Source organism: Allomuricauda sp. NFXS6 (assembly GCF_040148835.1).
Classification (GTDB): domain Bacteria; phylum Bacteroidota; class Bacteroidia; order Flavobacteriales; family Flavobacteriaceae; genus Flagellimonas.
Genome location: NZ_JAGEMG010000012.1, coordinates 14063 through 37639 on the forward strand (window position 1 = coordinate 14063; position 23577 = coordinate 37639).

The following is a 23577-nucleotide window of genomic DNA, read 5'->3' on the forward strand; positions in this document are numbered from 1 at the left end:
AGAGCAAATGGTCGAAAAAGTGTAAATATTATTTTTGTCAATATGATTATTTCAGCACATCAACCTAATGAAACTCTGGGGGCTATTTTTAAGGAATGTTATTACCTTCAATTGGATGCCAACGTCGAGCCTAGGCGTATTCCGGTCATTGATGATTGCTGTTATGACCTCGTGTTTTTTAAGGAGGCCTCGGGTGCTTTTTATTTTGGCGAGGACTCACGGAAAGTTGCTATTCGCAGCAAGGTTTTTACCATTCACCTTGTAACACCGCCCTATCGAATTGAAGCAGCGGATTCGCTTACTTTTTTCACTGTAAAGTTACAGCCTTGGGCCAACGCTCACTTCTTTTCATCTTTGCAAAAGTCGGGTGTTGTTGATATTGCTGATGTGCAGTTGCTGTCTTTTCATGAAAAAGTTTTTGAAACCGAAGGGGTGCCGGATAAGTTTTCGTTGGCCGAGCAATTTATGACGGACAAAATGGTTGAATTGACACCCTCGATGGAACTGGTGCGGGAACTATGCAATTATATTTATGAAAAACAAGGAAAAGTAACGGTGAACCAACTGAGTGAAGATTTCAACAAATCCAGACAGTATTTGGGGAAAGTCTTTAAAAAAGAAGTGATGTATCCACTTAAGAAATTCATTATCACGGTGCGCATATTGGACTTGGTCAGGTTCAGGGCCAAAAATCCCGATGTCTCCCTAACACAACTTAGCTACGATTATGGGTATTTTGATCAAGCGCATTTTATCAACGACTTTAAAAAGGTGTGTGGGGTAAAACCATTACAGTTTTTCAATAATTTGCCCGAGTTTCTGCTGCGCCATGCATGAGTTTCCATTTTTACAATTATTTCAAAGGAGAATAGGCCTTCTTTGCACAAACTAATTGATTATGCGGAATTATTTGATTGTTTTGATGGTGCTTCTGTCCACAAGCTGCCTTGAGGACAGGAAAAGGGATGTGCAGCTTTCATCGAAAATGGAAGCGGTAAAGGATTCTGTGGACACCTATTTTACCAAACTTACGGAGTTGCAAGAATTCAACGGGGTTGTGCTTGCTTATCAAAAAGATACCTTGCTCCTAAAAAAAGCCTATAATTTGAATGATGACCCCCAAAGTTCAACTTACATTACCGATAGCACACAGTTTGATATCCATTCCGTTTCCAAATTGATGACCTATTATTTAGTGGCCAAATTGGAGCAGGAAAAGAAGCTTTCCGTAGAACAAACCTTAATCAATTATTTTGAAGATTTTCCCAAGGGGAAAGCGATTACGTTACAAATGTTGTTGGAACATCGTTCTGGGCTGCCCAGGGAATTGTCGGGTTTAGGAGAGCAGGAATACGATTTAACTTCAGATGAAATTGTTGATCTGGCCAAAAAAGAGAATCTTTTGTTTGCACCAGGGACCAATGCCCAGTATTCCAACGTAGGCTATGAGATATTGTACAACATTGTTTCCAAAGCCTATGATAAAGCATTTGCGCAATGTGTAGTGGATGAAATTTTTGACCCCTTGGACATGGATTCCAGCGGGGCGCATTTTTTTGTTAAGCAGGACAGGGTGAAAAATATGGCCCAAAATCATGTGCTTAAAGACAGTCTGGTATGGAAGGTAGACAATATTCAGCAAGATGAATTCCGAACGGCACGGCTGTTTTCAACCGTTGATGATTTAAAAAAGTTTCTCGACCATATAAAACAGGAGCCTTATGCGTCATATTTAAAGAACGAGGAAGGAATCATTGCTAAAGATGGTGGGTCCAAAGGTGTCCGCGCCCAAGTTTATAGTGATTTGGAGAACGACTTTGATTTTGTACTCTTGACCAATTATGATGAAATGCCCTTTTTTGATACGATTGATGATATGGTGCGGCTTTTAAAATCCGAACCAGTGGAATATCCGAAGGAAATCAACAGAAAAGCCATCACCTTGGATACAGAAGTGCTTCAGCGGTATGAGGGTTCTTATATGTTTGCCGATTTTGATGGATTGGTGTTGGAGGTAAAGGCCAAAGACAATCATCTTGTCATTTTTCAAGAAGGAGAAAAAATAGGGGAGCTACAAGCAGAAACTCCGACCGTATTTTTTGAAAACCCAAAGGCGGCCGAATCTTTTGAGTTCATTAAAAATGAATCTGGCACTTACGATGCATTGATGGGTTGGAAAGGTATAGTTGTGGAGGGAAAGCGGAATTAAATTGGTGGATAGAAAGTAAAAAGCCCTTAAAAAAGGGCTTTTTGTTGTACTCGAGGCGGGACTTGAACCCGCACGGGCAATAATGCCCACAGGATTTTAAGTCCGGCGTGTCTACCAATTCCACCACTCGAGCAGGACTTTTATGTAAAAAAAAACTCCACCCGTGGTGACTGAGCGGAGTCGAAGTCGAGCGAAAAACGGGATTCGAACCCGCGACCTCCACCTTGGCAAGGTGATGCTCTACCAGCTGAGCTATTTTCGCATTTTAAAGAACGCTGCACTTTGCCCAAGCGCGGATGCAAATTTATAATATTTCTTTTAAAATGAAAGAATTTTTTTAGGAAGAAGCCTTTTTCTTTTTGCCCAAGAGTCGTTTAATCTCGTTAAGCTTCATCAATGCCTCTACAGGGGTCAGTGTATCAATGTCCAAGTGCAATATTTCTTCTTTGATTTCTTCTAACAAAGGATCGTCCAAATTGAAAAAACTTAGCTGCATTTCATTTTGGGAGGCCTGTAACTTGTCGCTTACCTCCTCGCTGGAGTGCGATTTTTCCAATTTTTTAAGGATTTTGTTCGCTTTTTGAATCACCTGTTGCGGCATACCTGCCATTTTAGCCACATGGATTCCAAAACTGTGTTCGCTGCCACCCGGCACCAACTTGCGCAAGAAAATAACATTGTTCTCCAATTCCTTTACGGAAACATTGTAGTTTTTGATTCGGCCAAAGGTATTGGTCATATCATTGAGCTCGTGGTAGTGCGTAGCGAACAATGTCTTTGCCTTGGCAGGGTGTTCGTGCAGATATTCGGAAATGGCCCATGCAATAGAAATACCATCATAAGTGCTGGTACCACGGCCAATCTCGTCCAATAAAACTAAGCTGCGCTCCGAGAGGTTGTTCAAAATGGAAGCCGTTTCGTTCATTTCAACCATAAAGGTCGATTCGCCCATCGAAATATTATCACTGGCCCCGACACGCGTGAATATTTTGTCCACGACACCCAAATTAGCTTCCGATGCGGGCACAAAGCTTCCCATCTGCGCTAGCAATACAATAAGTGCGGTTTGCCGTAACAAAGCCGATTTACCACTCATGTTCGGGCCCGTGATCATGATGATTTGCTGTTCTTCACGATTGAGCAGCACATCGTTCGTTACATAGGCATCACCAATGGGCAATTGCTTTTCAATAACGGGGTGCCTTCCTTCTTTAATGTCAATATCGGTGGAATCATTAACCACAGGCGCCACATAGTTGTTCTCTTGGGCCAGTTGGGCAAAACCGCAAAGGCAGTCCAATTGTGCGATAAGTTGAGCGTTCAACTGAACGGGAGCAATGTATTCCTGCATCCAGACCAACAATTGCTCAAACAGTTGTTGTTCCAGTTGGTAAATACGTTCTTCAGCGCCTAGAATCTTGGATTCGTATTCCTTTAGCTCCTCTGTAATGTAGCGTTCCGCATTGACTAGGGTCTGTTTGCGTGTCCAACTTTGGGGGACTTTGTCCTTGTGCGTGTTTCGAACCTCAATGTAGTAGCCAAAAACGTTATTGGATGCAATTTTTAGCGAAGTGATGCCCGTTTCCCTGGTTTCGCGCTCCAGCATTTTGTCCAGATAGTCCTTACCGGAAAAAGCAAGGCCGCGTAATTCATCCAGTTCTTCGGAATAGCCTTTTGCAATGGTATTGCCTTTGGCTATGTTCACTGGGGCCTCTTCGTTGAGCATTTCTTTGATTTTTGAGCGTAGTGCTTCACAATCGTTCAAACGTTCCCCAATATTTTTGAGGGAATCGTTGGTGCTGTTTTGGGCCAATTGTTTGATGGGAACCACCGCTTCAAGGGAATTTTTGAGTTGAACCACTTCTTTGGGGTTGATTTTACCTGTGGCCAATTTAGAGATCAATCGCTCCAAATCCCCCATTTGTTTGATATGGCCCTGAATCTTGTTCAGTTGTTCATCTTCATCTTTTAAATAAGCGACCACTTGATGCCGTTGCTGTATTTTTTCCACATTTTTTAAGGGAAGTGCCAACCATCTTTTCAGCAGTCGGCCTCCCATTGGGGAAATCGTCTTGTCTATAATGTCCAATAAAGTCACCGCATTCTGGTGCGAAGAATTATAGAGTTCAAGATTCCGTATGGTAAAACGGTCCATCCACACGTATTCCTCCTCGGCAATACGCTGTATTTTGTTGATGTGCTGTAATCGACTATGTTGCGTTTCGGACAGATAGTGCAGTACTGCACCCGAAGCAATAATCCCGTGGTTGAGATGGTCGATGCCAAAACCCTTTAGGGTTGTTGTCCCAAAATGATGGTTTAGGCTCTCCTGTGCATAATCTTCTTGAAAAATCCAATCCTCCAAAAAGAAACTATGAAATTGATTGCCAAAACATTCCACAAAATCCTTTTTATGGTTTTTGGAGATCAAGACCTCATTTGGCGAAAAATTTTGAAGCAATTTATCCACCTGTTCAACCGATCCTTGCGAAGTCAGGTATTCCCCTGTGGAAATATCCAAAAAGGAAACTCCCAATTTGTTGCGTCCAAAATGTACCGCGCACAAAAAATTGTTGCTCTTGGCGTTTAGGATATCATCGTTTAGGGCGACACCTGGCGTTACCAATTCTGTCACCCCTCGTTTTACAATGCTTTTGGTCTGTTTGGGGTCTTCCAATTGGTCGCAAATGGCTACACGCTGTCCAGCTTTCACCAATTTAGGTAAATAGGTGTTCAGGGAATGGTGGGGAAACCCTGCCAATTCGGTTTTATCCCCTCCATTGTTTCTGTGGGTAAGGATAATGCCCAATATTTTGGCAGCCTTTACCGCATCTTCCCCAAAGGTCTCGTAAAAGTCGCCCACACGGAACAGCAACAAGGCATCAGGGTGTTTCACCTTAATGGTATTGTACTGCTGCATCAACGGAGTTACTTTCTTCTTCTTGGCTGCCAAAGCGATTTAATTCTGTTACTTTTGCCCTGTTCGGGTAGGGGTTTATTAAAAGACTCGATGTCATATCGAGCGCAGTCGAGATGTTTTTGTTGAACTTTCTACTGTGCCCAAGGTGACAAAAACTATTGCTAAGAGTTTTGTCAAACAAACGCCTTAACGTTTATCTGTTGTTGAAACGAATATATTGTTTTCATCAGCCATCAAAAATTTTTGTTGATATTTTCACCCCAATGTTTAAAAAATGAGTCGAAAACTGAAAAATAGTGAGCTGGACCGATTGGATGTGACCGGTTTTAAGGATGCGGAAAAATCTCCTATCATCATCATTTTGGACAATGTTCGTAGCTTGAACAATATTGGTTCCGTATTCCGAACGGCCGATGCATTTTTAATTCAGAAAATCTATCTCTGCGGCATTACGGCAACCCCACCCCACAAGGACATTCGAAAAACAGCTTTGGGTGCTACCGAAAGTGTGGATTGGGAATATCGCAAGGATACTCTGGAATTGGTGGATGAGCTAAAACAAAGCGATGTGAAAATAGTTTCGGTGGAACAGGCCGAAAATGCCGTAATGCTCAATGAATATAGAGTGGATTCGGAAGAAACCACTGCTTTGATCTTTGGAAACGAGGTGAAAGGGGTTTCCCAAGACGTTGTGAATGCTAGTGATACCGTCTTGGAAATTCCACAGTTCGGAACCAAACATTCCTTGAATATTTCGGTAAGCACTGGCGTAGTGGTGTGGGACATTTGGTCTAAACAAAATGCCCTAAAATAAAAAGGCCCTGAAAAACAGGGCCATATGTAAAGTCTGAGTTAGTTAGTTTCTCGAATTGAGGCTGCTAATAAAATAAAACCATTCGTTATATGCAAACATTTTCCAAAAATTCTCTTAAATGTTTAACGAAAGTATATGGTCTTCCAGCTTTTCCAAAATGAATTCGTAATCGGCCGGGTTGTGCACGAAATCCAGTTCACCCATATCAATAATTATATTGTTCTGATTGGGGTTGCCCTTAATAAAATCAAGGTACCCCCTGTTAATTTTTTCTAGGTAGGCAGGATCGATGTTCTGTTCATAATCACGCCCTCTTTTTTTTATGTTTGCCAACAACCGTTCGGTATTTTGATAGAGAAAGAGGTAAATTTCAGGTTTCCTAACCTCCTTGTACATAAAACTAAAGACCTTTCGGTATAGATTGTACTCCTCTTTTTGCAAGGTAACCTTAGCGAAAATCAATGATTTAAAGATGTCGTAATCACTAACCATAAAATTTTTGAAAAGGTCAAATTGCGAGGTGTCGTCCATAAATTGTTGGTACCTATCCGCCAAAAAGGACATTTCCAAAGGAAACGCATAGCGTGCCTGGTCCTCATAAAACTTGGGGAGAAAAGGATTGTCCGCAAAACGTTCCAATACTAGTTTGGCATTAAAGTCGTTGGCGATCATTTTGGACAAGGTGGTTTTTCCAGCGCCAATATTGCCCTCTATAGCAATGAGCTGTAATTGCGAAAACAGTCCCGACCTATCTTTAAAAAGACGGTGCTTGGTCTTTGAAAGTTTACTCTTGTCCCTACATTCCTGCAACAGATTGCGTGTGTCTTTGTAGAGCACGGGATGGTAAAATTGTGGTGCAATATCTCCCAAAGGCTTCAAAACAAAGTTTCTGTGCTGCATTTGTGGGTGGGGAATCACCAAATCATCATCATTGATGACTTCTGTACCATAATAAATGATGTCGATGTCCAAGGTTCTAGAGCTGTAGCCCGCATTGGAACGAATCCTACCGAAATCCACTTCAATTTGTAAGAGGGTGTCCAGTAACTCTTTTGGTTCCAGCGGCGTTAGTAGCGATAGAACAATATTTAGAAAATCATCACCTTCAAACCCAAATGCTGGATTTTCATATACCGCAGAAATATCCAGGATTTTACCCGCCTTTTGCTGAATATGGAAAATGGCTTTTTGGAGGTTCGCAAGACGATTTCCCAAATTACTGCCCAATGAAAGATATACCTTTTGTTTTCTGCCCATAATCGAAGAAACAAAGTAAACAAAACATTACAACAATGGTTATCTTTGGACTATATTAAATTTTACCTAATGAAGTTTTTAAGAAACCTACTTGCCTCAATTCTGGGGAGCTTGGTAGCATTTATGATTGTTGTGGGGATGTTCTTCATATTTATGGCCCTTGTCGGAAGTGTGGACAATGGTGTCGTGGTAAAAAAGAACTCCATACTCGAACTCAGATTTGTTGCCCCAATTTTGGATTACACCGGAAAAGATGACACCGACCCTTTTGCTGCCCTATGGACCGAGGAACTTGGCTTGGATGAGATTTTACATGCCATAGAAGTGGCCAAGGACGACGATAACATTCAGGGTATTAGTTTGACCACGGGTTTTTTACAGGCCGGCGTGGCTCAGACCAGAGAAATTAGAAAAGCCCTTATTGATTTTAAATCGAGCGGTAAATTTGTGATGGCGCACGCCGATGTGTATGCTCAAAGAGATTATTATTTGGCGACCGCTGCGGATGAGGTTTACTTAAATCCGGTTGGTGTGGTCGACTTTAAGGGATTGGCCACCGAAGTGCTTTTTTACAAGGAACTTCAAGAAAAATCGGGGATTAAAATGGAAGTTATACGCCACGGGAAGTATAAAAGTGCAGTGGAGCCATTTCTTTCAGATACCATGAGCGATGAAAATCGTACGCAAATCAAGGAATTGATTACTTCTATTTGGAGCGTTATTGTTGATGATATTGCTGAATCCAGAAACATTACGCCACAAAATCTGAACATTATTGCTGACACCTTAGGGGGAAGAACACCGGAATATGCCGTAGCTTCAGGTCTATTGGATGGCACATTGCATTATGATGAATATGTAAGTTTGTTGAAGGAAAAGATAGGAGTTGCCGAGGATGATGATTTAAACTATGTGAAGCTAGAGGATTATATTCAAATTGCCGGCAAAAAAAGAATACGGACAGGAGCCAATAAAGTTGCCGTTATTTATGCCCAAGGAGAGATTCTTGGTGGCGAGGGCGGAAAAGATTATATAGGACAAGGACTTATTGTGGATGCTTTGCACAAAGCGGTAGACAACGAAAGTGTAAAAGCCATTGTGCTTCGAGTGGATTCCCCTGGGGGCAGTGCCTTGGTCTCCGATATTATTTGGAGAGAAATGCAACTGGCGAAAGAGGAAAAACCTTTGGTGGTTTCCTTTGGAAACATCGCCGCTTCGGGAGGATATTACATCGGTGTTGGTGGCGATAAGATTTTTGCCGAACCTACTACAATTACTGGGTCCATAGGTGTTTTTGGAACCATTCCCAACGTGCATCAATTGGCCGAGAACATAGGTGTAAATGCCGAACAGGTAGGCACCAATAAAAATTCTGTGGATTATTCATTTTTTGAACCCATGACGGACTCTTTCCGCAATGTGATGCAAGAAAGTATTGAGGAAACCTACGATACCTTTTTAGACCGAGTCTCCAAAGGACGAAATATGCCTGTGGAACGAGTTAACGAAATTGCCCAGGGCAGGGTTTGGAGCGGTGTAGATGCACAAGCACTTGGTCTGGTGGATGAGCTCGGCAATTTAGATGATGCCATTGTGGCCGCGGCCGATATGGCCGGATTGGAAGATTACGGTATTCGTAAATATCCCAAATACAAATCAGGTTTTGATCAGTTTATGGAAGACCTTGGAGGGGTGAAGGCCAAAATAGGAGAATCCATTATAAAAGAAGAAATTGGCACGGAGGCCTATGATATTTTAAAAGAGTTCAAGCAATTTACCAAACAAGAGGGGGTACAGGCAAAGATGCCTTTCAGTTTAAAAATAAAATAAGTCGATTATAATAGTTCTTCAATGAACTTTTAAACCGTATATGACGCAAAAGGACAAGAAGTTAGCATTTTCCATATATCTGTATCTCGGAGCACTGTTCATTACCTCTTTGGTGGTGTCCAACCTGATTTTCCAAAAGTTTTTCTCTTGGAGCCCTTTTGGAGATGTTACCGTTTTTGGAGCACCGCTTTTTGAACTTTCGGTGGGTATTTTACCGTACCCCATCACTTTTTTGATTACCGATTTGGTATCCGAGATTTACGGGCAAAAAAAAGCAAACCAAGTGGTTACCGCCGGTATTTTTGCTTCGTTTTTCTCTATGGGCATCATTTTATTGGCCAATTATTCCACCGCTATCCCCACCTCGCCAGTGGATGATGGTACGTTCACTACCGTTTTTGGTTTGTCGCCACTTGGAGTATTGGCTTCCATGCTGGCTTATTTGGGCGCTCAATACATCGATATCACCATTTATCACTTTTGGAAACGGCTGACCAATGGAAGAATGCTCTGGCTTAGGAACAACTTTTCAACCTTTTCATCACAGTTTATAGACACCTTTACCGTTGTAGGATTGCTCTGCATTTTTGGCGTATTGCCTTGGGACAAGTTCTACGGATTGCTGATCAGTGGCGTGATTTTCAAAATAATGATTGCCCTCCTCGACACCCCTTTGCTCTATTTTTTCGTATATATTATGCGAAAAAGATTTAACTTAAAAATAGGGGAAGAAATTTCGTTGGATTAACGCTTCTCCTTTAATTTGTTGTAAAACAACCATATATGAAGAAAAAAGTCCTGAAAATTACCGGAATAACCCTACTTGTCCTACTAGCAATCATAATTGCCTTACCACTGTTTCTTCAAGGTAAAATTGAAGAAATCATCAAAACAAAAGTCAATAATAGCATCAATGCCACTTTGGATTTTGAGGATGTAGACCTAAGCTTGCTCAAAAGCTTTCCCTATGCCAACGTTGGACTTACCAATTTATCCTTGGTCAACAAAGCTCCGTTTGAAGGCGATACCTTGTTCGCATCCTCCGAAATTGAACTCTCTATGTCCATAAAGGAACTGTTCAAGTCGGCAGATGAACCCATTGTTATCAAAACCTTGAATATTGATGGTGCACTATTGCACATAAAAGCAGATACGGAAGGCAACGCCAACTACGATATTGCCAAAGAAAGCGAAACAACAACTTCCGCAGCATCGGAAGAATCCAGTAGTAACTTTACCCTGAACATGGATTCTTATGCCATCACCAATTCCGAAATCATTTATGAGGATATGGCGAGTGGAATGGTCTTGGACATATCTGAGATGAACCATTCGGGAACCGGAGACCTTTCTTTGGAAAAATCAGAATTAAAAACCCTGACGGATGCCTTCGTGTCTTTTGAGATGGATAGCACTAAATACCTTAACAAGAACAAAATCAACCTAGATGCACTCATAGGAATTGATTTAAAAGAAAACAAATACACCTTTTTAGAGAACAAAGCCATAATCAACCAATTGCCCTTGGTTTTCGATGGTTTTGTGAAGGTCAACGAAGACAATCAAGAAGTGGACATTACCTTTAAAACGCCATCTTCGGACTTTAAAAACTTTTTGGCGGTGATTCCCGAAGCCTATGCGGCCAACATTGAAAACGTACAGACTACGGGAAACTTTGAAGTGAACGGTGAGTTTAAGGGTGTGGTTGATGATGAGCATATCCCTACCTTCAAAATAGCGATCAATTCCGAAAATGCCTCTTTCAAGTATCCCGAATTGCCCAAATCGGTGCGCAATGTGTATATCGATACGGAAATCAACAACGAAACAGGAATTACGGAGGATACCTATGTGAACATCAACAGGTTGTCCTTTCTAATTGATGAGGACAAGTTCAACCTGAACGCCAAAATCAGGGAATTGATGGGCAACACCAAGGTAAACGCCCATATGGACGGACGCATCAATTTGGCTAATATTTCCCAAGCCTATCCTATGCCTGCTGATTATAACCTTAAGGGAATTTTAAACGCGGATATTACCACCGCTTTTGATATGGAATCTTTGGAAAACAAGCGATACCAGAACACCAAAACAACGGGAAAGGCATCCGTATCTGGTTTTGAATATGCTTCGGAGGAACTTAAAAACCCTGTGGCCATAACCAAGGCAGCAGTTTCCTTTAATCCCAATACGGTAACTCTGGATTCATTTAATGGTAAAACGGGAAATACGGATTTTAACGCCAAAGGAACCCTGACCAATTTGTTGGGCTTTATGTTCAATGATGAAAATATTGAAGGGAACTTTACTTTGAATTCCAATCAATTCGCTTTGAACGATTTTATGGTTGAGGAGACCGAGGAGGCGGAAACAGAAGAGTCAGGTGGAGAATCTGGCTCAACAACAGGGGAGGAGCGCATCAAAATACCCTCATTTTTGGATTGTACCATTGAAGCTTCGGCCAATACGGTGGTTTATGATAACCTTAATCTGAAAAATGTAAAAGGAACTTTGATCATTAAAGACGAAACGGCCACGGTAAAAAATCTTACCTCCAACCTGTTCGGCGGTACATTGGGACTGTCTGGTTCTGTGTCCACTAAACAAAAGAATTCCACTTTTGATATGAATCTGGGAATGAACAATTTCAACATTGCAGAATCTTTTGCCGGATTGGAGCTGTTTAAGGTGTTGACGCCTTTGGCAACTGCCATACAAGGAAAGCTCAATTCGGATATAAAAATTTCGGGCAACCTTAAGGATGATTTGACGCCGAACCTGTCCACTATTTCCGGTAGCTTGTTGGCAGAGCTCCTGAATCCAACCGTTGATGCCCAAAAAGCACCTTTAGTTTCAGCTTTGGACAGTAAGCTTAGTTTTTTAAACACCAAGGAAATCAATTTGGATGGACTTAAGACAGCATTGACTTTTGATAACGGCTCCGTTAAAGTGAAGCCATTTACCTTAAATTATAAGGATATCGCCATTGATGTGAACGGAAGCCACTCCTTTGATAAACAAATGGACTATTCGGCAACCTTGAATGTTCCTGCGAAATATTTAGGAACGGAGGTAAATCAATTAATTGCCCAATTGAACGATGAAAGTGTGGGAGAGGTAACAGTTCCCGTAACCGCAAATATTGGAGGTAATTTTACCAGCCCATCCGTGAGTACGGATTTAACATCCAGTGTAAAAACATTGACCACTAAGTTGGTGGAAATGCAAAAGCAAAAACTGGTGAACCAAGGGAAAGATGAAGTCAAAAATATGTTGTCCGATGCCTTTAAAAAAGATAAATCCGATACCACCTCGACCAAGTCCGATGATGTAAAAGAAGCTATTGGTAATCTTTTGGGTGGCGGCAAAGACACGATTGCTACGGATAGTACAAAGGCCAAAAAGAATGATGATGTTGAAAAAGCCGCAAAATCCATTTTGGGCGGACTGCTCGGCAAAAAGAAAAAGGATAGCGTAAACTAAAACGAGGAAACTGGCTAAAATGCGAGTTTTCGTCAACCTGAACTTGATTCAGGTTCTCATAATAATTTGTTTGCCATTATGATGAGATTCTGAAATACCTTGCCTACCGGCAGGCAGGAATTCAGAATGACTCATTCCTTTACTTGTTAGACAGCTTTTTTATTCCTTTATTTCGGTATCGATGGTTTTCAGAATCTCATCTATACTTTGCATTAAAGGATTGTAATGCGTTGTCTCCGTTTTTATACTTGTTAGGATGAACATGAGCATATTGTTCTCAAACTCTTTTGATAATAGCAGATTACGGTTGCTAGTTTGTTCAGAACTTTCAGGAAGCCCCAGTTCGCTAGAAACACCGGTCAGGTCGTAAATGGTTTTGATACTATTCATGTCGCTACGAAACATATCAATAATTTTGTCCCTTTCCGTATCAAGCATAATTTCCTGTTTAGATACATCCTCCATGAAAGAAATCCAATTGGTTAGCAAAATCCGCAAGTGTGGGTTAGATATGTCCTTTAAACTTCCTGAATTGATCATTTCTTCCAATAGGGAATTGTTGGGATTGAAAGATATATCAAATGCAAAGGCATTATACAGCAAATTGGCAAGCTCCTGCTCGTTCGGCAAAGCCTCTGTGTTTTGCATGTAGATTACAATTTTTTTGGCATCCTCATAACTTTGTTTGTTGAAAGAGATGAGTTCTTTTAATTTAATTTGGCTGGTTTCGAACTCATCCCTAAGCCCTGTAAGATAGATTTGTTCCTTATCCTTTTTTATGCTGAGCTCGTTGGCATTGTTTATGGCCAGTGCAATAAGGATGCCGATAACCACCAAAACAATTTCGCCCAAGGCGTACAAAATGTAATTGCTGACTTTTTTCTCCGCAATCAATTCCTTTCTGATTTTTCTGAAAAATTTAAGCATGGTCTGGTTAAAAGTAATCTAATCTACAAAAATGTTGGGTATTAATTATAACCCATGGCTACTGCCACAATGATGGTGACTGCACCGATCAAAAGCATCAACGAGGTAGGTTTAAGGGCCGATTTAAACCATTTATTATATGGGATTTTGGCGATGGCTATTATAGCCATTAGTGCACCATTGGTCGGTACGATCATATCTGGCATTATAGCTCCATATTGATAGGCCAGGACACAAATTTGTCTTGATAGTCCAATTAAATCCGAAAGGGGAACCAATATGGGAAGGGTCAATATCGCCTGTCCGGAATAGCTGGGAACTGGAAAGTGCAATAGGGTGTGTGAGACCATCATCAGCACTCCCGATACGGCAGGAGAAAAATTTTGCAATGGGCCAAAAAGCCCATAAACAATGGTGTCCATAATCATTCCATCTTCCAAAAGGATGGATATACTGTTGGCCAAACCTATGATGACACAGGCAAAAACCATTTCTTTCATCCCGGCGACATAGATTTCACCAGTTTTGTTCCACCCCATTTTCGCTATCAGACCAGAAAGGATGCCCAGTGCAAAAAAGCAGCCAGACATTTCGCTAAAGCCCCAATCAAACTGTATGATTCCAAAAATTACAATGGAAAACGTAAGCCCCAACAACACTAAAATTATTTTACTGCTTTGGGTCATGGAAACGTTTTGGTCGGGCATTTGGATTTTATCAATTCTGTTTCTGTTGGCATAGTACAGTAGATAAACTACCCAAACAACAAAGGCAACCAATAAGGTGGTTAGCCGTAAAGAGCTGCCCGACAGCAATGGCAGTGCAGCTTCTTTTTGAGCGATAATAACCCCAAAGGGGTTAGATGGGCTAAAAGAGCTTCCAATAACGGTGGAGCCGTAGCTGGCAAAAATCATAGTAAAGGCATTGTAGCCCAAACTTTTTCCAAATAAGAGCAGAATTGGAATCAGGGCGACTACTTCTTCTTGCAGACCAATAGTTGCGCCACCCGCTGTAAAAAGTGCGGCTATGATTATCAGGGCCAAACTTTCCTTTCCCTTTAGGGAAGAAACCAATTTTACCAATCCCTGGTTAAAGGCCTCTGTTTTCTCAATGATGTAAAAACAACCCCCGATCAACAGTATGAGAACAATAAGGTCTGCTCTTTCCGAAATTCCTATGGGAATGGAAACAAGCAGGTCAAAAAAGGATGGACTAACCGTGTCTATTTGCTCGTACGAGTTGTTGACCACGCGGGTGATACCACTTCCCTCATCTACGATTCTTACGTAAGATCCTTGAGGGATAATATAGGTGAGTATCCAGGCAAACAGGATGACCCCAATTAGGATTACGAAGGCATTCGGGAAGTTTTTCATCCGGTTTGGTTTTTGGTTGGTTGAATGTTGGCAAAGCTCTATGGCCTTGCAGTATGTTAAAAAGGCTTGGTGGGCCTTACTTTATTCCTATCCCTACATAATATCCTTCACTTCCTCTAACATTGAATACCGTATTGTCCTCAAAAATAAGGTACTGCCCCTTAATGCCTTTGAGTACGCCCTTATAGCTTGGAGTTTTGCTCAAATTGAGACTTTTCACTTTTTCGGGGTATTGCAACACGGGAAACTCGAGATTGGTCTCCTCTCTATCATCCAAAAAATAATCAATTGCTTCATCAGGGATGCTTGACTTGAGCTTGTTCCGCCATTCGACCAAGTCCTCATCCTTGATGTCGTTTTGCAGCATTTTTCTCCAGCTGGTCTTATCGCTGACAAACTCTTTTAGTGCTACTTCGGTAATTCCTGCCAAATAACGATTGGGAACCTCCACGATTTCGATGGCCTCGTGCGCTCCTTGATCTATCCAACGGGTAGGCACTTGCGATTTTCTTGTAACCCCAACTTTAATACTACTGGAATTGGCCAAATACACAATATGTGGCTGTAGCTGCATCTTTTTTTCAAACTCAAGGTCACGATCTTCTTTGTCCAAATGCGCCGTGCTCAGCTCGGGTTTCATGATCCAATCACCTGCAAGGGGTGTTTCAAAAAAACAGGATTTACAAAATCCTTGTCGATAAATAGGTCTGTCCTCTCCGCAATTCAAACATTGATATTTTATAAAATCAATCTTAAGCTCCTTGTTCAGTGATTGGTTCATATTGATAAAGTCGTTCTTGAAAACCAAAAAATATTGAATAGGGTTGCCAATTTCCGTTCGCATCTTTTTAAGGACTCCTTCGTATAGCATAAAAATGAATGTGTTTATCTTATTTGAAAATGAGTTTTAGAAAAGCTATTTTAGCAGTTGTGCCAACTATAAATTCTTTGGTTAAAGATACCTAAAATGCCAATACCTTTATTCAATTCCATTGCTTCTTGGTTATTGAGAAAGCGCTATCATCAGATAGAACTTTTTTTAAAGTATCCTTTGGATGTACAGGATGAGGTATTACGCCAGCTTGTGGACTTTTCCAAGGACACCATGATCGGAAAACAGTATGGTTTCCAAGACCTTCCCAAGTACGATGAATTTAGGAATAGGGTACCCATCGTGACCTACGAAGATGTTGCTCCACTTATTGAACGCACACGCAGGGGCGAACAAAATCTATTTTGGCCCACTAGCATAAAATGGTTTGCAAAAAGCAGTGGTACTACCAATGCGAAGAGTAAGTTTATTCCGGTAAGTACCGAAGCTTTGGAGGACTGTCATTACAAATCCAGCAAGGATTTGTTGTGTTTGTATTTGAACAATAATGAAAACTCCCAGTTGTTCACAGGTAAGAGCCTACGGTTAGGGGGGAGCAAAGAACTTTACGAGGATAATGGAACTTTTTTTGGTGACCTTTCGGCCATATTGATCGATAATATGCCGCTTTGGGCCGAGTATAGCAGTACGCCCAGTAACAAGGTTTCTTTAATGACCGAATGGGAATCAAAATTGGAAGCCATAATCGAAGAAAGCATTAGAGAGAATGTGACCAGTTTGGCCGGTGTACCGTCTTGGATGTTGGTTTTGCTCAATCAGGTGTTGGAGAAAACAGGAAAAAACCATCTGTTCGAAATATGGGAAAACCTGGAGGTTTATTTTCATGGAGGAGTAAGCTTTACGCCCTACAAGAACCAGTATAAAAAATTGTTGCCCCGCAAAAAGTTCAACTATTACGAAACCTATAATGCTTCCGAAGGATTCTTTGGTATCCAGGACCAAAATAATTCTGATGAGCTTTTGTTGATGTTGGACTATGGTATCTTTTATGAGTTTATCCCTATGGGCATCAACGGAGAAGGGGAGCAGGCTATTCCGCTCTGGGAGGTTCAGTTGGGTGTTAACTATGCAATGGTGATTACTACCAATGCGGGATTATGGCGGTATAAAATTGGCGATACCGTTCGATTTACCTGTAAAAACCCTTATCGTATCAAGATTACGGGCCGTACCAAACATCATATTAATGTATTTGGCGAAGAACTGATCATAGAGAATGCCGAGGAAGCTCTAAAACAGGTTTGCGAAAAGACGCAAGCGGAGATTATGGACTATACCGCGGCACCCATTTTTATGACCGAAAAGGAGAAAGGAGCGCACGAATGGATCATCGAATTTAGAAAGCCACCAGAAGATATTGGATATTTTACCGAAATGCTGGACAATGCTTTAAAAGCGCTTAACTCTGATTATGAGGCCAAACGGTATAATAACATTACCCTAAAAATGCCCAAAGTACACGTGGCACGTGAGAATTTGTTCCATCATTGGCTTAAGTCACAAAACAAATTGGGCGGGCAACACAAGATTCCCAGACTCTCGAACCAACGGGATTGTATCGAGGAATTACTGCAAATGAATATGCCATAGGGCAGAAAATCACTAAAAATTAAAGTTTATCGAAAGTTTACGAAAACGTTTTCGTAGATTTGAACGGTTCATCGTAGAAACATTTCTTTTGAACAAATAAAAGAGGATTTACTGCGTTAATTAATGAAATTTCCCCTCAACAATCTATTGTTAAACACAAAACCATTGAAATCATGGCAGAAAGACTTATTGTAATCTCAGATAAGTGGGGTGCAAAAAAAGGACTTTGGATAGCTTCTTATTTTGGATACTTGCAACAATACTACGATATTGTTTTTTACGATTGTCAGCAATTGGGGAATGTGGATGTTTCCATATTTTCTGAGGAAAACATTGACAAAGCCTTTAGAGAAGAGGGAATTGAAAGGGCAGTTGCCAACCTTCTGAAAAAAGAATCCAAACCAGCCCATTACTTGGCTTTTGGTACTGGAGCAACAATTGCTTACAAAGCCTTGTTGAAAGGCTTGCCCACAAAATCGGTAACAGCCATTTCCCCTGTTGGAATTGACACTGAAAATCAAATGGCTCCTGCGGATGTGCAATTGATTTACGGTGAGTGCGATACATCCAAACCCGGAATAAAGTGGGCCAAAAGTGTTGGAGCCGATTTAAGAGTCGTACCTAATTTTGGACATACCCTGTATTCAGATGAAAAAATTATCTCCGAAGTAAGTTTGGAACTGTTGGAAAAAGCAACAAAAAAAGCAATCTAATTAAGAGACTGCTTTTAGTTTTTTTACGGTTTCGTACGAGAGCTTTTTCTCGGCATACCCTTTAGTCACCTTAAACTCTGTTTCTTCACTGCTTGGCAGGGAGAACATGGCATCGGTGAACACGGCTTCGCATAAAGAGCGCAGACCACGGGCGCCAAGTTTGTATTCTACCGCCTTTTCCACAATATAGTCCAATGCTTGATCGGTAATGGAGAATTCAATATCGTCCATTGCAAACAGTTTTTCGTACTGTTTAATAATGGCATTTTTTGGCTCTGTTAGGATGGCTCTAAGCGTTTTAGCATCCAAAGGATTCATATGGGTGAGCACAGGAAGTCTTCCAATAATCTCAGGGATAAGCCCAAATTCCTTAAGGTCTTTTGGAATAATGTATTTAAGGATATTTTCTTGATCCAAGCTTTCCTCAGCTTTGGAAGCACTGTACCCAACGGCTTGCATGTTCAAGCGTTTGGTGATGATACGCTCGATACCATCAAAAGCACCGCCTGCAACAAATAGAATGTTTTCGGTATTGACCTCGATGAATTTTTGATCAGGGTGTTTACGTCCACCTTTAGGTGGAACATTTACCGTGGTTCCTTCCAAGAGTTTCAAAAGCCCTTGCTGAACACCTTCACCGGATACATCGCGGGTAATGGATGGATTATCGCTTTTACGTGCGATTTTATCTATTTCATCAATAAAAACAATACCTCTTTCAGCTTTTTCCAAGTTGTAATCGGCTGCTTGAAGCAAACGGGTCAAAATACTTTCCACATCTTCGCCCACGTAACCCGCTTCTGTCAAAACGGTGGCATCCACGATGGCCAAAGGCACGTTCAACATTCTGGCAATGGTCTTGGCGATAAGGGTTTTCCCCGTACCGGTTTGTCCGACCATTACGATGTTACTTTTTTGGATTTCGATATCCTCTTCTTTGCCCTTGGGTTGCAATAGTCTTTTGTAGTGGTTGTATACCGCTACAGACATTACTTTTTTGGTCCTTTCTTGTCCAATCACATAAGTATCCAAGAAATCGTGGATTTCCATCGGCTTTTTCAAAACCAGCTCGGAGGAAAGATCTTGATTTTTGGTTTGTTTGGACTCTTCGGCTACAATGCTATGGGCCTGTTCTATGCATCTGTCGCAAATGTGCGCATCAAGACCGGCAATCAATAGATTGGTTTCCGGCTTTTTTCTACCACAAAAAGAACATTCCAAATTTTCCTTTGCCATAAAATTTTAATCTTCAACCAACAATAACGTAAAAAAAATAGATTTGTTCTACTGTAAGTGGTTGTTTTATAATCAATTGGTTTGGGTTACGATTTCTCCCTCATTAAGATTTCGTCAATCATTCCGTATTCTTTTGCTTCTGGAGCTTTCATCCAGTAATCACGATCACTGTCTTCGTAGACCTTCTCAAAAGATTGCCCGGAATGCTTTGAAATAATTTCGTAAAGCTCATTTTTGATCTTTAGCACTTCTTGGGCAGCAATCTCTATATCGCTGGCCTGACCTTGTGCTCCAGACAATGGTTGATGGATCATTACCCTGGAATGGGGCAATCCACTTCGTTTGCCTTCGTGTCCCGCACAAAGCAGCACAGCTGCCATGGAGGCGGCAATGCCCGTACAAATTGTGGCCACATCCGGTTTTATAAATTGCATGGTGTCATAAATGCCCAAACCGGCATATACACTCCCTCCCGGGGAGTTGATATAGATTTGAATGTCCTTGGAGGCATCGGCGCTTTCCAAAAAAAGCAATTGTGCCTGTACAATATTGGCCACCTGATCATTGATTCCCGTTCCCATAAAAATAATCCTGTCCATCATCAATCGGGAGAAAACATCCATGGCAACTGCGTTCATTTGCCTTTCCTCGATAATGTTCGGCGTCATGTTCATAGGGTACATGGTACTCATGAGTTTATCATAGTACATGCTGTTTATGCCATGATGTTGGGTAGCGTATTTTTTAAATTCTTTTCCGTAATCCATAGGATCTTGCTCGATTTATCTTAAAAAAAAGGTGCCGAAAAATTGGCTTTCCGGCACCGTAAAGATACTTAATTTTCTTTTAGCGAAGCCTTAGCTGTATGCTTCCTTGATGAAGTCATCATAAGATACTTCCTTCACCTTAAGGTTGGCCTTTTCTTTGTAAAGGTCCAAAAGTTTTTGGCTCATCAATTGTTCGGACAATCTTTTTACTTCGTCTTGATTGCCCATAATCCTGGCGGCAACACTTTCCAATTCTTCATCTTTGGGGTCCATATGGCCGTATTGTGCCATTTGTGATTTGATGAATCCTTTGGCAAATTCCTTCAGCTCATCAAACTGAACTTGAAGCTCGTTTTCTTGGATAATTTTACCCTCGATCAATTGGTAGCGAAGTCCTTTTTCTGATTTTTCGAATTCTTCCTTGGCTTCATCTTCGGTCAATGGGTTTTCTCCGCTGATCTGAATCCATTTTTTTAAAAATTCGGCGGGAAGCTCGAATTTGGTTTCATCGATCAATTTTTCGGTGATGTCGTTCAACAATTTTTGATCGGATTGTTGTTCGAATTGTTTTTCAGAATCTTCTTTGATCCTATCTTTCAATTCTTTCTCCGAGGTCACTTTGCCTTCACCGAACAATTTATCAAAAAGTTCCTGGTCCAAAGCAGCTGGCTCTCTTTCGTTGATTTCCTCTATAGTAAAGGTGATGTCGATTTTAAGACCGTCTGCTTTATCTTTTGGAATGCCCAAAGCATTGGGCAGTAAGTAATCTTCTTTAAAAAGTCCTTTGGTGGAAAGGGTAACGGTGTCTCCCACTTTTTTCCCGACAAGTGCATCAACAGCTTTTTTGCTCTTGATTTTGTCCATCTCAATAGTGGTCTTATGGTCGATTTCCTCTTCTTCGTTGGCAAAGAAACCGGTAATTTCATCATTTTTGCCCACTTCGGTCTTGGAAATCAATTTTCCGTATTGCTTTTGAATACGGTCCACTTGCTCCTCAATCATTTTTTTGTCGGCAACAATTTTATATTGGGTCACCGCTTTTTTGGTCTTTAGGTTGACGTCAAAGCTCGGTGCCAATCCCAATTCAAATTCAAAATCGAGATTGTCCTTGTCCCAGTCAAAATCATCTTGTTGTTTTGGAAGTGGATTTCCCAGAACATCCAATTTTTCTTCAGTAAGGTATTTGTTCAGATTGTCTTGAAGCAGTTTGTTCACTTCATCCACCAAAACAGCTTTTCCATACTGCTTTTTGATAAGTCCCATGGGAACCTGTCCTTTTCTAAAGCCCGGGATGTTGGCCTGTTTTCTATAATCCTTTAGGATTTTTTCTACTTTGTCCTGATAGTCTTCTTTGCTTATGGCAACCTTTACAACTGCGTTAAGATCATCAATCTGCTCTTTGGATATATTCATTTCCTACCTAATTTGCTTTCTAAAAATGGGATGCAAAAGTAATGCTTTTTTGTGTTGTCACCAAGTTTTTAAACCGTTGACTTTCAAACAAAATGAATTCTATTGATCTTCTTTTAAAACGGATTGCAAAATCGCCTGTAAAAATGATAGCAAAAGACTAAAAATAATGGCCCACCAAAAACTGGTCACATAGAAACCATCAATCAAATTAGCGGCCAATAGTATAATGATTGCATTAATGACCAAAAGGAACAGTCCCAGTGTGAGTATGGTTATTGGCAATGTAAAGATGACCAATATGGGTTTTACCAGGAAATTAAGAATGCTGAGTACTACGGCTACAATGATGGCGGTTAGCATAGAATCTACCCCTACCCCGGGCAATACGTAGCTCAGGATTACAACTGCAATGGCATTCAGCAATAGTCTTAGAATGAGTTTCATAGGTTGTGTAGTGTTTTAGTGAATAAAAAAAGGCACCGAATTTCGGTGCCTTTAAGATAAAGAAAATAATGTTTGTTTAGTCAATATACAATCCGGTGTAATTCAAAGGGTTTACATCGGGAAGATTAGAATTGTATTTAGTGTTGATCGCGGCTACAAAGGCATTCGCAACAATGGCATAACCTCTTGGCGATGGGTGAACACCGTCCAGTGAAAATCCTCCACCAGTGGCAAAGGTGGCATCCACAACACTTCCATCGGCTTGCTGGAATCCATTTTCTTTTAACTCGTTCAACAATGCATTGGCATCTACAAAGGCAAGATCGTAAGCTGTTGCCAAACCTGCAATGGTCTGGTTGTAGGACATTAATGCAGTTTCCACGGTGGCTTGTTCTTCAGGTGTCAGCACCCATTGGTCGGCTAAAGGAACGGCGACTCCATTAATGGAGGTTGGGTTGTTTGGGTCGGCTAGGGTGCCTATAAAACTTCTTGAAGTTAGTACCATGAGGTCTTCTTCTGTGGCTTGTCTCATATTGGTCAAAGCAGGGTTGAAGCCTGTTAAATCGGTTAAATCTTCATCCATGATTACTACTGCATTACCTTCACCAGGGGAGAATGAAATGGTACGCTTTGCCAATTCCTCTTCGGTAATTAGATTCAATTGTTGTAATTGGGCCAAACCTGCATTATAGGCACCATACGCTTCGGCACTGTTCAAAAATCCTGCAGTGGCTTCATCCAAAGGAATGGGATTGTGTGGCACCGTGGTGAAATAAGGTATGTCTGTTACATTGGGCAAATTGGCAATTACACCATCAGCCCCGTTTGCGGTCATGGCTTGTAGCATGGCGTCCAAAGAGCCTGCAAAAACATTAGGGTCCGTAATATCGTTTCTGGAATAGGTGCTAGGGTCTAAATTACCAGTTTGGTCAACTCCTGTCCCACCTCCGGTGGCGTAAATAAGGATGTCGTTTGCTCCTGTCCACAAGGTGAAAAAGGTTGCACCCTGAGCAGCTGCATCACCGATCACTGTTGCGGATTCGGATGAGGAAAATCTTGCGAAATATGGGTTGGCGGTTCCCATGGCAACGCCTGTTACGCTACCATATCCAGGGGCCAATAGTTCATAGCTTTTGGAGCCGGGAACACCCATATTATTGTAAGTTCCAGTTAGTTTGTTTGAAACTTCAGTGGAACCTTGACCAACAACTTCGACGGGAGCCGGGCTTTCGCCCAAAAAGGATAAAATCAATCTATTGCCAGCTATAGGGTTTCCCCCAAGTGTCATTCCTCCTAAATTATCTGCCATAAGAGGGATTTCAAAACTTCCGCCTCCCGCTAAGGCAAAATTACCTGCCAACATATTTGGAAAAGATGCTAATTGTCCATCTTCAAACAAGGCGTTGTCGGAGAAACCTGCGGTCAATGAGTTGCCGATGGCAACATAATTCGTAAAATCTGCTGTCCCGGAAGTATATTCAACGGGAGTTGGGTCTGGTGCGTCGATCGGGGTATCATCTTCACATGCAATCAAGAATAAGCCTAGAAATGGGAGAAAGGCATCAAACTTTTTCATATCAAATAATCTGTTTCAGTTAGTTTATGTTAATCGTTTTGGTAACAACCAGAATTAACCAAATCTATATCAAATTTGCCATACAGACAATTAAATGGGCAAAAAAATTATGCATGCATAATAAAAA

18 protein-coding genes and 2 tRNA genes are annotated in these 23577 nt (G+C 41.2%); 8 read left to right on the forward strand and 12 right to left on the reverse strand.

What is annotated here, in order from left to right; all coding sequences use genetic code 11:
* The first annotated feature begins 42 nt into the window (after positions 1-42).
* Both J4E06_RS15740 and J4E06_RS15745 read left to right on the forward strand, forming a co-directional pair.
* Positions 43-837: a helix-turn-helix transcriptional regulator gene (locus J4E06_RS15740; protein ID WP_349524948.1), complete on the forward strand. Its 795-nt coding sequence runs from the start codon at positions 43-45 to the stop codon at positions 835-837.
* A gap of 61 nt (positions 838-898) precedes the next feature.
* Positions 899-2209 carry a serine hydrolase domain-containing protein gene (locus tag J4E06_RS15745; protein WP_349524949.1) on the forward strand — a complete coding sequence of 437 codons (1311 nt, stop codon included), beginning with the start codon at positions 899-901 and terminating at the stop codon, positions 2207-2209.
* A gap of 47 nt (positions 2210-2256) precedes the next feature.
* Here J4E06_RS15745 and J4E06_RS15750 read toward each other — a convergent pair.
* The 3 genes from J4E06_RS15750 to mutS all read right to left on the reverse strand — a co-directional run bounded on the left by J4E06_RS15750 (position 2257) and on the right by mutS (position 5162).
* A tRNA-Leu gene (locus J4E06_RS15750) sits at positions 2257-2342 on the reverse strand.
* Positions 2343-2398: 56 nt separating this feature from the next.
* Positions 2399-2471: transfer RNA gene (locus J4E06_RS15755), tRNA-Gly, on the reverse strand.
* Between the two features lie 75 nt (positions 2472-2546).
* Complete coding sequence (gene mutS, locus J4E06_RS15760) at positions 2547-5162, reverse strand: DNA mismatch repair protein MutS (RefSeq protein ID WP_349524950.1); 2616 nt, start codon at positions 5160-5162, stop codon at positions 2547-2549.
* 241 nt (positions 5163-5403) lie between these two features.
* Between mutS and J4E06_RS15765 the strand changes: the two genes are divergently transcribed.
* The gene (locus J4E06_RS15765; RefSeq protein ID WP_349524951.1) at positions 5404-5943 is read left to right on the forward strand and encodes an RNA methyltransferase; all 540 of its coding nucleotides are present in this window, start codon (positions 5404-5406) and stop codon (positions 5941-5943) included.
* A 114-nt stretch (positions 5944-6057) separates the two neighbouring features.
* Here J4E06_RS15765 and folK read toward each other — a convergent pair whose 3' ends face one another.
* The gene (folK, locus tag J4E06_RS15770; RefSeq protein ID WP_349524952.1) at positions 6058-7200 is read right to left on the reverse strand and encodes a 2-amino-4-hydroxy-6-hydroxymethyldihydropteridine diphosphokinase; all 1143 of its coding nucleotides are present in this window, start codon (positions 7198-7200) and stop codon (positions 6058-6060) included.
* Positions 7201-7269: 69 nt separating this feature from the next.
* Between folK and sppA the strand changes: the two genes are divergently transcribed.
* Genes sppA through J4E06_RS15785 form a run of 3 tightly spaced genes read left to right on the forward strand, consistent with a single transcriptional unit; the run spans position 7270 to position 12516 of the window.
* Positions 7270-9030, forward strand: coding sequence for a signal peptide peptidase SppA (gene sppA, locus J4E06_RS15775; protein WP_349524953.1), 1761 nt, complete (start codon positions 7270-7272; stop codon positions 9028-9030).
* Positions 9031-9070: 40 nt separating this feature from the next.
* A complete protein-coding gene (locus J4E06_RS15780; RefSeq protein ID WP_349524954.1) occupies positions 9071-9778 on the forward strand; it encodes a queuosine precursor transporter in 708 nt (235 codons plus the stop codon).
* Between the two features lie 35 nt (positions 9779-9813).
* Positions 9814-12516 carry an AsmA-like C-terminal region-containing protein gene (locus J4E06_RS15785; protein WP_349524955.1) on the forward strand — a complete coding sequence of 901 codons (2703 nt, stop codon included), beginning with the start codon at positions 9814-9816 and terminating at the stop codon, positions 12514-12516.
* Between the two features lie 159 nt (positions 12517-12675).
* Here J4E06_RS15785 and J4E06_RS15790 read toward each other — a convergent pair whose 3' ends face one another.
* The 3 genes from J4E06_RS15790 to J4E06_RS15800 form a co-directional block, all read right to left on the reverse strand.
* On the reverse strand, positions 12676-13443 hold the full coding sequence (locus J4E06_RS15790) for a DUF6090 family protein (RefSeq protein ID WP_349524956.1): 768 nt from the start codon (positions 13441-13443) through the stop codon (positions 12676-12678).
* Positions 13444-13484: 41 nt separating this feature from the next.
* Positions 13485-14819, reverse strand: coding sequence for a YfcC family protein (locus tag J4E06_RS15795; protein ID WP_349524957.1), 1335 nt, complete (start codon positions 14817-14819; stop codon positions 13485-13487).
* A gap of 76 nt (positions 14820-14895) precedes the next feature.
* Entirely contained in the window at positions 14896-15690 is a 795-nt protein-coding gene (locus J4E06_RS15800) for a DUF2797 domain-containing protein (RefSeq protein WP_349524958.1), read from the reverse strand.
* 96 nt (positions 15691-15786) lie between these two features.
* Here J4E06_RS15800 and J4E06_RS15805 point away from each other — a divergent pair, with 96 nt between their 5' ends.
* Entirely contained in the window at positions 15787-17301 is a 1515-nt protein-coding gene (locus J4E06_RS15805) for a GH3 auxin-responsive promoter family protein (RefSeq protein WP_349524959.1), read from the forward strand.
* Positions 17302-17474: 173 nt separating this feature from the next.
* Entirely contained in the window at positions 17475-18014 is a 540-nt protein-coding gene (locus J4E06_RS15810) for a hypothetical protein (protein ID WP_349524960.1), read from the forward strand.
* Here J4E06_RS15810 and clpX read toward each other — a convergent pair whose 3' ends face one another.
* The 5 genes from clpX to J4E06_RS15835 form a co-directional block, all read right to left on the reverse strand.
* Complete coding sequence (gene clpX / locus J4E06_RS15815; RefSeq protein ID WP_349524961.1) at positions 18015-19250, reverse strand: ATP-dependent Clp protease ATP-binding subunit ClpX; 1236 nt, start codon at positions 19248-19250, stop codon at positions 18015-18017.
* An 86-nt stretch (positions 19251-19336) separates the two neighbouring features.
* Positions 19337-20017: an ATP-dependent Clp endopeptidase proteolytic subunit ClpP gene (gene clpP, locus J4E06_RS15820; protein ID WP_349524962.1), complete on the reverse strand. Its 681-nt coding sequence runs from the start codon at positions 20015-20017 to the stop codon at positions 19337-19339.
* 90 nt (positions 20018-20107) lie between these two features.
* The gene (tig, locus tag J4E06_RS15825; protein ID WP_349524963.1) at positions 20108-21430 is read right to left on the reverse strand and encodes a trigger factor; all 1323 of its coding nucleotides are present in this window, start codon (positions 21428-21430) and stop codon (positions 20108-20110) included.
* 99 nt (positions 21431-21529) lie between these two features.
* Positions 21530-21874: a phage holin family protein gene (locus tag J4E06_RS15830; protein ID WP_349524964.1), complete on the reverse strand. Its 345-nt coding sequence runs from the start codon at positions 21872-21874 to the stop codon at positions 21530-21532.
* 76 nt (positions 21875-21950) lie between these two features.
* On the reverse strand, positions 21951-23450 hold the full coding sequence (locus J4E06_RS15835; protein ID WP_349524966.1) for a G-D-S-L family lipolytic protein: 1500 nt from the start codon (positions 23448-23450) through the stop codon (positions 21951-21953).
* Between the last annotated feature and the right edge of the window lie 127 nt (positions 23451-23577).

Coding starts and splice junctions, on each gene's coding strand:
- J4E06_RS15780 (WP_349524954.1), top strand. CDS start 9,071: ATGACGCAAAAGGACAAGAAGTTAGCATTTTCCATATATCTGTATCTC.
- J4E06_RS15740 (WP_349524948.1), top strand. CDS start 43: ATGATTATTTCAGCACATCAACCTAATGAAACTCTGGGGGCTATTTTT.
- J4E06_RS15785 (WP_349524955.1), top strand. CDS start 9,814: ATGAAGAAAAAAGTCCTGAAAATTACCGGAATAACCCTACTTGTCCTA.
- J4E06_RS15745 (WP_349524949.1), top strand. CDS start 899: ATGCGGAATTATTTGATTGTTTTGATGGTGCTTCTGTCCACAAGCTGC.
- J4E06_RS15795 (WP_349524957.1), bottom strand. CDS start 14,819: ATGAAAAACTTCCCGAATGCCTTCGTAATCCTAATTGGGGTCATCCTG.
- tig (WP_349524963.1), bottom strand. CDS start 21,430: ATGAATATATCCAAAGAGCAGATTGATGATCTTAACGCAGTTGTAAAG.
- J4E06_RS15765 (WP_349524951.1), top strand. CDS start 5,404: ATGAGTCGAAAACTGAAAAATAGTGAGCTGGACCGATTGGATGTGACC.
- clpP (WP_349524962.1), bottom strand. CDS start 20,017: ATGGATTACGGAAAAGAATTTAAAAAATACGCTACCCAACATCATGGC.
- clpX (WP_349524961.1), bottom strand. CDS start 19,250: ATGGCAAAGGAAAATTTGGAATGTTCTTTTTGTGGTAGAAAAAAGCCG.
- J4E06_RS15830 (WP_349524964.1), bottom strand. CDS start 21,874: ATGAAACTCATTCTAAGACTATTGCTGAATGCCATTGCAGTTGTAATC.
- J4E06_RS15800 (WP_349524958.1), bottom strand. CDS start 15,690: ATGCTATACGAAGGAGTCCTTAAAAAGATGCGAACGGAAATTGGCAAC.
- folK (WP_349524952.1), bottom strand. CDS start 7,200: ATGGGCAGAAAACAAAAGGTATATCTTTCATTGGGCAGTAATTTGGGA.
- J4E06_RS15810 (WP_349524960.1), top strand. CDS start 17,475: ATGGCAGAAAGACTTATTGTAATCTCAGATAAGTGGGGTGCAAAAAAA.
- J4E06_RS15835 (WP_349524966.1), bottom strand. CDS start 23,450: ATGAAAAAGTTTGATGCCTTTCTCCCATTTCTAGGCTTATTCTTGATT.
- J4E06_RS15790 (WP_349524956.1), bottom strand. CDS start 13,443: ATGCTTAAATTTTTCAGAAAAATCAGAAAGGAATTGATTGCGGAGAAA.
- J4E06_RS15805 (WP_349524959.1), top strand. CDS start 15,787: ATGCCAATACCTTTATTCAATTCCATTGCTTCTTGGTTATTGAGAAAG.
- sppA (WP_349524953.1), top strand. CDS start 7,270: ATGAAGTTTTTAAGAAACCTACTTGCCTCAATTCTGGGGAGCTTGGTA.